The 9,743-nt window shown below is 43.1% G+C and carries 14 protein-coding genes and 2 pseudogenes; 8 read left to right on the top strand and 8 right to left on the bottom strand.

Annotated features, from left to right (window positions below):
• Nucleotides 1-160, bottom strand: a pseudogene (locus C8R14_RS12380) (IS481 family transposase); the annotation flags it as partial.
• A gap of 211 nt (nt 161-371) precedes the next feature.
• On the opposite strand from C8R14_RS12380, the gene C8R14_RS12375 reads away from it, so the two are divergent.
• Together C8R14_RS12375 and C8R14_RS12370 are read left to right on the top strand one after the other, a co-directional pair.
• Nucleotides 372-827, top strand: a complete 456-nt coding sequence (locus C8R14_RS12375; RefSeq protein WP_041353556.1) for an Xre family toxin-antitoxin system antitoxin — start codon at nt 372-374, stop codon at nt 825-827.
• Between the two features lie 14 nt (nt 828-841).
• Nucleotides 842-1,285, top strand: coding sequence for an RES family NAD+ phosphorylase (locus tag C8R14_RS12370; protein ID WP_041353555.1), 444 nt, complete (start codon nt 842-844; stop codon nt 1,283-1,285).
• A gap of 36 nt (nt 1,286-1,321) precedes the next feature.
• Here the strand turns inward: C8R14_RS12370 and C8R14_RS12365 are convergent.
• Nucleotides 1,322-1,513: pseudogene (locus C8R14_RS12365) on the bottom strand (IS5/IS1182 family transposase); the annotation flags it as partial.
• Between the two features lie 11 nt (nt 1,514-1,524).
• On the opposite strand from C8R14_RS12365, the gene C8R14_RS13835 reads away from it, so the two are divergent.
• On the top strand, nt 1,525-1,866 hold the full coding sequence (locus tag C8R14_RS13835) for a zinc ribbon domain-containing protein (RefSeq protein WP_041353554.1): 342 nt from the start codon (nt 1,525-1,527) through the stop codon (nt 1,864-1,866).
• Here C8R14_RS13835 and C8R14_RS12355 read toward each other — a convergent pair.
• From C8R14_RS12355 to C8R14_RS12330, 6 genes are all read right to left on the bottom strand, one after another.
• The gene (locus C8R14_RS12355) at nt 1,863-2,441 is read right to left on the bottom strand and encodes a DUF1292 domain-containing protein (RefSeq protein ID WP_240142332.1); all 579 of its coding nucleotides are present in this window, start codon (nt 2,439-2,441) and stop codon (nt 1,863-1,865) included. The two genes, C8R14_RS13835 and C8R14_RS12355, sit on opposite strands and share 4 nt — an antisense overlap.
• 53 nt (nt 2,442-2,494) lie before the next feature.
• On the bottom strand, nt 2,495-3,109 hold the full coding sequence (locus tag C8R14_RS12350) for an SCO family protein (RefSeq protein WP_011635012.1): 615 nt from the start codon (nt 3,107-3,109) through the stop codon (nt 2,495-2,497).
• Between the two features lie 115 nt (nt 3,110-3,224).
• Nucleotides 3,225-4,586, bottom strand: coding sequence for a YncE family protein (locus C8R14_RS12345; protein WP_011635011.1), 1,362 nt, complete (start codon nt 4,584-4,586; stop codon nt 3,225-3,227).
• A 458-nt stretch (nt 4,587-5,044) separates the two neighbouring features.
• Complete coding sequence (locus tag C8R14_RS14455) at nt 5,045-5,251, bottom strand: hypothetical protein (RefSeq protein ID WP_373605817.1); 207 nt, start codon at nt 5,249-5,251, stop codon at nt 5,045-5,047.
• A 222-nt stretch (nt 5,252-5,473) separates the two neighbouring features.
• Complete coding sequence (locus tag C8R14_RS12335) at nt 5,474-6,229, bottom strand: hypothetical protein (protein ID WP_011635010.1); 756 nt, start codon at nt 6,227-6,229, stop codon at nt 5,474-5,476.
• 117 nt (nt 6,230-6,346) lie between these two features.
• Entirely contained in the window at nt 6,347-6,586 is a 240-nt protein-coding gene (locus C8R14_RS12330; protein ID WP_204987609.1) for a hypothetical protein, read from the bottom strand.
• Between the two features lie 241 nt (nt 6,587-6,827).
• On the opposite strand from C8R14_RS12330, the gene C8R14_RS12325 reads away from it, so the two are divergent.
• From C8R14_RS12325 to C8R14_RS12305, 5 genes are all read left to right on the top strand, one after another.
• Complete coding sequence (locus C8R14_RS12325) at nt 6,828-7,007, top strand: hypothetical protein (protein WP_082211265.1); 180 nt, start codon at nt 6,828-6,830, stop codon at nt 7,005-7,007.
• Between the two features lie 655 nt (nt 7,008-7,662).
• Nucleotides 7,663-7,965: an H-NS histone family protein gene (locus C8R14_RS12320; RefSeq protein ID WP_011635008.1), complete on the top strand. Its 303-nt coding sequence runs from the start codon at nt 7,663-7,665 to the stop codon at nt 7,963-7,965.
• 33 nt (nt 7,966-7,998) lie between these two features.
• Nucleotides 7,999-9,078: a glycosyltransferase gene (locus tag C8R14_RS12315; protein ID WP_011635007.1), complete on the top strand. Its 1,080-nt coding sequence runs from the start codon at nt 7,999-8,001 to the stop codon at nt 9,076-9,078.
• Nucleotides 9,079-9,112: 34 nt separating this feature from the next.
• Nucleotides 9,113-9,541 (top strand): hypothetical protein, encoded by a 429-nt coding sequence (locus C8R14_RS12310; protein ID WP_177165371.1) that lies wholly within the window; start codon nt 9,113-9,115, stop codon nt 9,539-9,541.
• The coding region (locus C8R14_RS12305) for a transposase (protein WP_143000361.1) at nt 9,538-9,743 on the top strand (206 nt) is incomplete at its 3' end. The genes C8R14_RS12310 and C8R14_RS12305, both read left to right, overlap by 4 nt.

Below are 9,743 nucleotides of genomic sequence, written 5' to 3'. Positions count from 1 at the left end.
TCGGTGCATCGTGGGTGAATTCCCGCTTCCGCCACTTCGCTACCGTTTTTGGATTAATCCCATGCCGCTTGGCCAGAACATTCAGACTCTCTTGACTATTTTGTATCGCTCGACGCACCGCCACTGTCGTGCGGGCGCTTCCGTGTAATATCTGTCCCATAAATCATCCCTCCGTAGCTGGTTATATGTTACACCGGCACACCGTGGGACTAAACATCTAAGCAGTTTATGGCTTTAGCCGGATGACTGTGTTCGCAGATAAGGGTGGCTTTGCACGTTAAGAACATTTGCGACAGGGCCGCTTGCTTGAATCTCTATCAAGATTATGATCAAATGATTATAAAATTTTATTCATTTGATGGTATTAAATAATGGGCATTGAATTAAAGCAAGCCAAACAAAAGAAAGAGCCAACCGGACATTCTTTCCAGGAATGGGGGGCGATGATCCGGAAGATGTCTCCGGCAAAGAGAATTGAAATGGTACGAGGCGGAGTAAAAGTAGTCCATTTAGTTGAAGCGGGTTGCTACTACAATATATCTCAAGCAAAGCTTTCAAAATTAATTGGCATCTCTGATGCGACTATTACCCGAAAGATTAAATCGGGTGGAAAGCTTGGTCCTTTGGAATCCGAAAGATTGGCACGAATTGCACTCATTGAGGCTGAAGCAGGAAAGGTTTTTGATTCGTCAGATCTGGCAAGACGCTGGATGCTCGAATCTAATCTGGCTTTAGGCGAATCCCCTCTATCATTACTTGATACGGATATGGGCGCCGATGAAGTCAGGAAAGTTTTGGCTTCCATTGCTTATGGCAGTGTTGCTTAGTATTTGCCTGGAGGATTTCCAGGAAAGAATTTGCTCTCGACCGTACCGGATACGGAGCTAGCATAAAAGGGCAACGTTGGAATAGCGCTGGTATACCTACAATTTATGCAGGGCTCTCGCTGGAAATTGCAGCACTGGAAAAGCTAGTACATACAGGATCGATTCTTCCATTGAATCTCATGGTCGTCAGAATAACTCTACCTGATGACAATAATTTCTATAAAACTCCGCCACTCGATGCTTTGCCAGATGATTGGAATACCCTTCCAGGATCACCAACAGCAGCAGCTTATGGTGATTCGTTCTTACGCAAAGGAAAATATCTTGGTCTAATTGTGCCCTCTGCGGTGATCCTGGAAGCCAGAAACATAGTGATCAACCCAAATCATCCAGCGATGAAAGAAGTAGAAATTGAGATTGTTCGTGATTTTACATTCGATTCCAGACTCCGCTCTTAATCTACAGATTTAATTAAGATTATCTGCGGGGACTAAAGTGTGCAGTTCACTGCGCTTGGCAATCTGCACCGTGACAAGTTCGCCCAGAATTTCTCGCATGCCTCAAATGGTTCTCCGGTATAGTCGCTCTATTGCACAGCAGACTTTTGACCTGCCCCAGACTCTGCTTGCAGCGTTTTAGGGCTTGCAATGCCATCCTTTGCGGTCAGTCACTTCCGCCGGCGTCATGATGTGGTTTAATGAAACCGGACAGTTATCTCATTGCTCGTACCTGCCCAGCTTGTGGCCATGTGTCGGCGGACAACCGCCAGATGCAAGTGCAGTTTGAGTGCATGGAATGCAGTTTCGAGGGAAACACCGATGTGGTCGGTGCGATCAATATTTTAAGGGCGGGACACGCCCGGTTCGCCTGTGAAGTGGGCGATGCAACAAGGTCACCAGCAGCAGGAATTTGCCGAAGCAGCTCAATGCTGCGCCTGAGCGTCGTAGGAATCCTCCGCCTTTTAGGCGAAGGAGGATGTCAATCAGTTCTGTTTTCTTCCTATCAGTTCTTTGGCATTCTTCTTTTTCGTAAGAACTAGAACCTCTGCTTGTTACTTGTGGGAGTACAGATTTTATTGAGCAATGTAATAGCAGAAAGTGATTCTTTATTAATATGTGTTCTTCCCTTTCTTGCCCAATCATATACCTTGTCAATTTCCAGAGTATTTCCTTTGACCTTTGCCTGAACTGTATAAGCGTCGAAACTGAGATTTGTATTAAAATCGATCCAATCGAGCGGTATACTAAATTCTCCTCCTTGGGAAATGGGTGTGATATTAAAATTCATCAGGGATGAATTTCTAATGAATCTGCCCAGGATGGGGGAAGCATGATCATCGCCATTGGATTGAGATAAACGTTCATATACTATCACCTGATTCTCTTTTTCTTTGTTGATAGGTAAAAGAAGTACATACGTTTTTCCATGTGTAATGTGTAGAAGTAGATAATCACGCTTGCTTCCCTGCAAGCGCTCCCCTCTCGTTTTAACTTCGAATATGAGATGATTGTTATCAGATGAAATACCTGCCATTACCCGTAATATGTCCAATTCGGGAGAAATGGTTTTGTCCATAAAAGAGACAATTATTCGGGGATCAGGATCTATTGTCATGCTAAAAACAGATTTTGTTACCATGAATAGGATTGCAACTAATATCATCCTATTCATGATTTGAATAATTTTTTGTCTTCATGAAAAATTCTTGCCATATCTCTGGCATCTTTTAAAGCATCAAAAATTACTCTAATTCTTCCTGCTGGATCGACCAGAAAGGCTGTGGTACTGTGATCAACCTGATAATGGGTTTGGTTACCCACATTCTTTGTATAAAAGATAGCCTCTACCTGAAAGGCGTTTTTGAAACGCTCCAGTTCTTCTCCTTCAAAACGTAAATAGGAAATGTCGGTGCCAAAGCTTTTCGTATAATTGGCCAAGATTGCTTCTGTGTCTCTATCCGGATCAACCGTGACAAAAATTCCATTGATATCAATCTGTTCACTAATTGCTGTTTTAACCATCGTGGATAAATTAACAAGTGACATCGGACAGACATCTTTGCAGTGAGTAAATCCGAAAACAATGAGCTTCCACTGACTGGTACCAGTTGTACTAGCTTGTTCGAGGTGAATGATTGTTTCTGGCTGTAATGTTATTGGACGGGATAATGTAATAGTTGCTGCTCTGATATCAGCTTGTACAAGAGTAAGGAATAAGATAGTAATAACTTGAAAATAGTAATTCCGAAAGGCCCTCAATTTCATTCCATCTATTTTTTTCATTAGTCATCCTTAATAACTGTTTTGCATTCATTACTTGTTTTTAAACTGATTCATCCTAATTTTTATCTGATAATTTTTTGGATAAAAGAAGATGAATCAGTTTTCTTTACTACAGCTAGCGAAGACCACCGGCAGTACAAATACCATGCGGTTTGGTTAGGCCATCATTCGGTCCCCAGGCTTTGACAACAGTATCTGTCTCTGTATCTATTTTGAGTACATAACCTGAAACCCAGCTTGCGACTATCAGAAAACGATTATCCGGTGTCGGGCTGATTGTGTGAGCTACTGCATATCCGTTGGGTAGCTCCCGGCCAGGTTTAAGTCTTTTCAGGAATCGTGGCTTGTTACGATCAGTCAGATCAAATACAGAAATGTATCCGTCATTGGCAAACGTGAAATCAAGTGAATCTTCTTCTGCGATATAGAGTTTGCCATTGACTACTGCAAGATCAGAAGGAGAACGGAAAATACCTGCCCCATTTGCATTATTGGTATGGTTAATAATCTTCTTTGCGGTGCCCTCTAATGTATCAAGTAACCACACGCTGGGAGGGATAATCTGCTTAGTATTAACAGAAGTAAGCGAGGTCTTATCAAGCTGCATAGAAGCAGTCACAGCATATCGTTCATCCAGCCAATATACAAAGTGGGTAAATGCCGCGTGCCGTTCTTCATCACCCAGCTTGATCTGTCCTATCGTTTGCAGCTCCCCTGTTTGTCTATTAGGTTTATAGACGTCGATAAGACTGTTATCAAAGAAATAGCCAGTTCCAAGACCAATTGTTCCTGATTTATTAAACATGATGCCGTGCGTTTGTTCCGTATAATCAGGGATGACAATAGGATCCACGCCACTTACAAGTTCATTTGTTTTATGGTTGAAGACACGCACTCTATCTGAAGTAAGTTCAGTTAGATAAACAAAATCTGAGTAAGGCAGAATTGTGGGGCCATGTATCTGTGTTGTTCCCCTCCCTACCAACCAGTGAGGGATATTTTGGACATTGTTGACAGGTTCAACAAACGGAAACTCTGCTGGTGTTCCTGGATTATCTATAGCTATTGTAGCTTCTACTTCAAGTGAAGTTGTTCCTGCATCCCAGTTAATATCTTTTACTTTCAGTATGACAATGTAAGCAGAATGTTCTGCTGTGTTATCAGTTGTGATTAAAATCTTATCACCTTCTGGAAATACAAGCGTATGCTGTAATGGAACATTTCCTGGCCACCCGAAGAGACTTGTTGGTTCGACGGTAATCAGCTTGTCTTTATCGTAGTTAAAGAGATAAATCAACCCGGAGTGATAATCTATTGCGGTTGCTACAGGTTGCAGATAATTGTTGTAAACATCGAGATACTGATATGTCGGTAATGGTTTTGGATGATTTTTTGCGGCGAGGATTACTGTTGAAGATAATGAGAATGTACATATTATTACTAATAAAACACCTTTGATCCAGTTGCTTGAAATCATTTATAAGCTCTTTTTTTATGTTGTTTAAATAGGTTTCAAAGTAGCTAAAATTAGCCAAATGCAGAGATGTAGTAAATCAATATAAAAATATTACATTGATGAATAGCCGCGTAAAGAAGGATATTTAGTCGGTTGCGCAGATTATTTTTACGTGATTGCAACACTTTTAATAAGTATCATCTATAAGCCTGAGATGCTGCACTTACACATGAGATAATTAGATGTAGCTGCGGAAATCAATTGTCTGACGAGCGGTGGAATAATCTAATAACAATAATTAGTGTTACTGAATTCTGACATTTCGTGCAGTTGTCTATTAAAATAACATCAGTTATAAAAAATATTGAGAGTAAAAAAAGTTACTGTCCTATTTTTCCACTGAAAGAAATATAATGAAAATATCGTTTATAGTATTTCTTGTAAGTTCTTTATGCTGATGTAGCAAACACAAATGTAGATTATTGGGCGCCTCGAAAAATATCGACTCGCCCCTTCTTGGTCGACTTGGTAAAATTACGCTGTCCTGAAACCCGTTCTTCTCTTGTCGATAAAATCACATAGCCCCCTGTTCGACGGCGTCTCCGCGCAGCTTCTCCAGCAGGGGTTTCATCGCGCGCGGCAGTCAGATCATCGACGCCACGTTGGTGCCGGCGCCCAAGCAGCACAGCAGCGATGACGATGGTGGCGACTTGCTACAATCTGAAGCGTTGCTCTACTTTGGGGAGACAGGAATCAAGGCACTTTGATACCCGAAATGGGCCGAATCGCCAATGTCCAGGACGATTCGGGGTAAAAACGGCGATTTGTCATGAGACTAGAACCGAATTCGGTCGCGGCCATCATTTCGCGGCAAGATTTACTGAAAACCTCGGGTTATTCGAGGTGTCCTATAATGTAACTAGCTGCTTTCTGAAAACGTCTAGTGATTCATGTCCTATTGATGGTTGAAACGTCTCCTCCCTCAAAGGAGGGATTGATGCTTTAAGCATATTTGCAGGCTTATCTTGCGGGTTAAATAGATAGTATAATTCTTGGCATTTTTTCAACACACCAGCTGCATCAAGATCCTTATTCTCTGCCTTTACCGTGAGTTGATATACTGATATGAAATCATTCAGAGATACCTTTTTCATATCCACGATTGATCTGTAGAGTACAAAAGCACTTACCTTATCGCATTTACTTTTCAATTGCTTGGATGTAACTGAACGCGACCAGCCAGCAAAATCAAGGCGAATCATAGACACGCCTTCAAGAATCGCACAGTATCTTATAATCTCACTTTCAGAACCCTCTGCTGAACCAAATAAAATATCAACAAAGCCAGATACCATGGTATTAACGGCTGATGTAGTATCTCCCGATACAAAGCCCTTAATGGAGTCATTAACAACACTGCTGATGTTTTTTGCGTTATCTGATGTGTAGGCTTTTGTCTGATAGATGAAGGATTGTATAGATGAGATAGGGAACGTTTTATCAGTCCCTTGACCCGCACCTAATAGACTCGTATTAATTTTTTCCGCGTAGTACTGAGACTTGGCCTGTCCAAGAGCCATAAGAGAATCAAGATGAGCTGAACATTCATCTCTCAGAGCACCGCTCGCATCTTCGCCAATTAATGCCTTTGTAATTGCTGCCATAATTTATTTTCCTTAAAATACCAGGTATTTATTTGTCATGTGATCGTAACAATACATCATGATGGTTGGTACACGTCCATACGTAATTTGGAGTATCTCCGTTACCTAACTCTCTCCTTAAATCTCGTAAGTTTTTCCCCCAGTAGGAACACCCTGCGAGCTTTTATAGATACCTTCTTCGACGTCGCTCTCAGGAATGTGATTAAACGTTGCATAATTTGATTTGGCTGCTGCAGTGAAAGCTCCTGATTCTTCGTGACTCGGATGAGGTTGGCTTTGCTTTCGATAGTACGTAATTTTTATCGTGTTGGGGGAGGTCATAGGTTGAGTCATATAAAGTGCCATAATGTTTTCCATAAATAACTTCGAGGCCAACCAGTTGCTGAATCGTATTTCAATATGAACCTCGAAAAGGTTGATCAATTTTAAAAACAGATGTGACAACGTAGATGGGTTTAATAATTTTTAAACTGGCGTAAGTGAGAATAAGGTATGGACGGAATAGTCAAAGTATGAAATAGCGCCAGTATTGCAGGTTATTTATCCAGTTCATGAATACACGGATTCGTTCCCCTCTATTTTCGTCGCAGAAAATTCAATGCCGGGTCAGCGCCATGACATCAAAGGCGTCAAGGAGCTGATCACTGGCATAGATTCTGGCGCCTTGCTGGCAGACAAAACGTTTGATGCAAAACTGGTTGATTCAAACGTTACAGCAGCGAGACTATCACGTGGTGATCTCTCAGATGAGTCGACGCAAAAATCCTCTGGCCATTGATTCGGAGATATACAAATGGCGCCATCTCATAAAAAATTTCTTTGGAAAACGCAAAGAGTTCAAGCGTATTGCTTTTCGCAGCGACAAGACCGGCTGCAGCTTCTCATCAGCCATTTATCTGGTATCCGCTGTCATCAACTCCAGGTGAATCTCAGCAGGCCCTGATGTCTTCCAGATATATTAATTAGTAAGATGAGCATTTTTTGGGTTACCGTGGCGTTATTTTGTAAAATCTTCAGCGCTGAAGCAGCCCATCTCTTCGTCACCTTTGTGACTGCGGACGTAGCGCAGCAAGTTTCTGCTGATACAAAGGCTAAATCTCGATATGCTGCGAATACAATCTTGATATGAGCTGATTTTTGAAGCTTTTCGATATAGGAACCTGTTCAATATCTCACTGAAGAGCGCATTACGGCGTTGAAATTGAACTCAAAATGCTCACATACTTCAAGTATGCTCTGCTTTCTCGTTCAATTTTGCCTTGTATTGCATCTCTTGATCGAGATCTTGAACAGGTTCTAAGAATGGTAGTGAGGCAGTTCAGGATGGCTGGACTGGTTGGTATGAGGGTAGGCAAAAGAACATTTCTTTCAGATCTTATCTGTAGTAGTGTTTTTGTGCCGATATGATGATGGAGTAAAGTGATGGAAGTCAAATGAATAATCTGGAGGAAGTTCAGGGTATTGATGAACAGATTGCAGCGCTGCAAGCTAGGAAAAAGGAGCTGCTCGAAAATAAGCGTAAAGAGGTGCTTAAAGAAATCAAACGGGCTATTCAGATTTACGGTTTTACCGTGAATGAATTGGGCTTGTCGGGTAGCAGCAAAAAACGTCAGCCGAGGTATGCCAATCCGAATGATCCAGATCAAACCTGGGGTGGTGGCGCCAGGCCAAAGTGGTTGAAGGAATATATGGCCAGAGGCGGCAAGCTGGAAGATTGTCTGATCAAGAAAAATTGAGTGCTTCATGCATGAATTGCGGTGAAGTGGCGGATGGATAAATCTGGATCAGCTTTTCTGCCCCGCATTCTTTTTTTTAATGTGAACGGTTCCGGTATGGGGCATTTGAACCGTTGTCTCGCCTATGCTCGTCAGTTGCGTGAACAGGTTTGTCCTGTTTTCTTTTCTTTGAGTTCTGCTATTGAAATCATCGAAGAGATGGGATTCAAAGCAGATTATTTTGTTTCACACAATTGGTCTCGTGCAAGTTCGTCAGAATGGAATCGTGAGCTGTGTCTTCGCCTTGGCCTGATGCTGGAGCGTGTTCGTCCAGCAGCTGTTGTTTTTGATGGTACTTGGCCCTATCAGGGATTTATTCACGCTTGTAGAGAATACGGTAAAGCAAAAATTATCTGGTCGTATCGGGGGTTACACCAGGCCGATAAGATTAAGCCATTTTTGTATCCAGACATGTTTAGCATGATTATTCGGCCGGGCGAGGTGGGTGATGAATTCAGTTTTGAGGATGGTGATTTTGGCTGTCCACAAGTGCGTGTCCCGCCAGTTTGTGTATTAAAAGATGATGAGCTGCTGGATAAAGTGCAGGCCAGAGAAGCCATGGGGTTAAGCGAGAATGGACGCTACGCCTTATTTTCCCTGGGTGCCGGTAACATCAACGATGTTGAAGGTGTTGGGGTCGGTTTGATACAGCAGTTACAGAATGCGGGTTTTGAAGTTATTTGGGCGAATAATCCCATATCGGTTAAGGATGTTGTACTGCCGGAGGGTGTGCGGCCGGTTTCAGCATATCCTCTGGTTCGCTATTTACGCGCTTTCGATGTATTTATCGGGGCATCGGGTTATAACACGTGCTGCGAGATTGTTCAGGCTCAAGTACCTGCACTGTTGGTGCCGAATACAGATACGAAGCTGGATGATCAGAATCGGCGTGCGTATTTGGTGGCCAGGCATGCACCTATTATTGTTTCCAGGTGTGGAAACGAAAGTGAGAGGGAGGCTTCCGTTAGGGAGCTGCTGCAACTGGCAGGTATGCATATAGATCGCAAGTACTTGGTTCCAATGAATGGTGCTGCACTCGCGGCGGATACGATTCTTGCATTGGCGAATCGTTAAGATTATGTATGCGCTCATTGAAGAAACCCGGAGATTGAGACGCCAGTTGGCGGAGCTGGCTGATAACCCGGAATGGGCATTACTGGTGCGCTACGAACTATTGCCACAAAAGCCTTCCCCGGTGTGGCACCGGCGATTTAGCCAGCGAATGGGGCGATTGCTGCGCGTATCGGGATTGAGCCGTTCTTACTATCTTCGGCAGCGGTGGCGTACGGATTTGAAATATACAGGCGATTTGTCAGATGCCCGGACTTTGTTGATATGGGCCGAGGGCGCTGATCCTCAGCAAATACGCGAGTATTGCAATGGGTTTCAGCACTTGCTGACGGGGCGTGAAGATTTGTCGCCAGTATTAGTGACAGATGTAACCGATTTTGCTTTTTATTCACGCTTGGGGTGGCTGGTGGAATACCTCTCAGAACCTGTTCAAAGTCTAGGGGAGTATGAGAAACTCGGAAGATGAGAAGAAGTTACCCGAGCGACATCAGTCGTGAACAATTCGAGCTTATCAAGCCTTTGCTGGAGAGCGCGCGCAGGAAGACCAGCCCTCGACGAATAGATCTGTACGATGTTTTTTGTGCGGTGCTGTATTTGCTCAAGAGCGGCTGCCAGTGGCGAGCCCTGCCTAATGACTTTCCCAAGTGGCGCACTGTCCACTCATACTG

It is taken from the genome of Nitrosomonas eutropha (assembly GCF_003201195.1).
Taxonomy (GTDB): domain Bacteria; phylum Pseudomonadota; class Gammaproteobacteria; order Burkholderiales; family Nitrosomonadaceae; genus Nitrosomonas; species Nitrosomonas eutropha.
The sequence above is the reverse complement of the archived record's forward strand: the minus strand, read 5'-3'. Positions and strand labels throughout refer to the sequence as shown.

Excerpts from the sequence above, each read along its gene's own strand:
- C8R14_RS12355 (WP_240142332.1), bottom strand. The coding sequence starts at position 2,441 with ATGACAATAGATCCTGATCCCCGAATAATTGTCTCTTTTATGGACAAA.
- C8R14_RS12345 (WP_011635011.1), bottom strand. The coding sequence starts at position 4,586 with ATGATTTCAAGCAACTGGATCAAAGGTGTTTTATTAGTAATAATATGT.
- C8R14_RS12325 (WP_082211265.1), top strand. The coding sequence starts at position 6,828 with ATGCCGGGTCAGCGCCATGACATCAAAGGCGTCAAGGAGCTGATCACT.
- C8R14_RS12320 (WP_011635008.1), top strand. The coding sequence starts at position 7,663 with ATGAATAATCTGGAGGAAGTTCAGGGTATTGATGAACAGATTGCAGCG.
- C8R14_RS12330 (WP_204987609.1), bottom strand. The coding sequence starts at position 6,586 with ATGGAAAACATTATGGCACTTTATATGACTCAACCTATGACCTCCCCC.
- C8R14_RS12335 (WP_011635010.1), bottom strand. The coding sequence starts at position 6,229 with ATGGCAGCAATTACAAAGGCATTAATTGGCGAAGATGCGAGCGGTGCT.
- C8R14_RS12315 (WP_011635007.1), top strand. The coding sequence starts at position 7,999 with ATGGATAAATCTGGATCAGCTTTTCTGCCCCGCATTCTTTTTTTTAAT.
- C8R14_RS12375 (WP_041353556.1), top strand. The coding sequence starts at position 372 with ATGGGCATTGAATTAAAGCAAGCCAAACAAAAGAAAGAGCCAACCGGA.
- C8R14_RS12350 (WP_011635012.1), bottom strand. The coding sequence starts at position 3,109 with ATGAAAAAAATAGATGGAATGAAATTGAGGGCCTTTCGGAATTACTAT.
- C8R14_RS13835 (WP_041353554.1), top strand. The coding sequence starts at position 1,525 with ATGAAACCGGACAGTTATCTCATTGCTCGTACCTGCCCAGCTTGTGGC.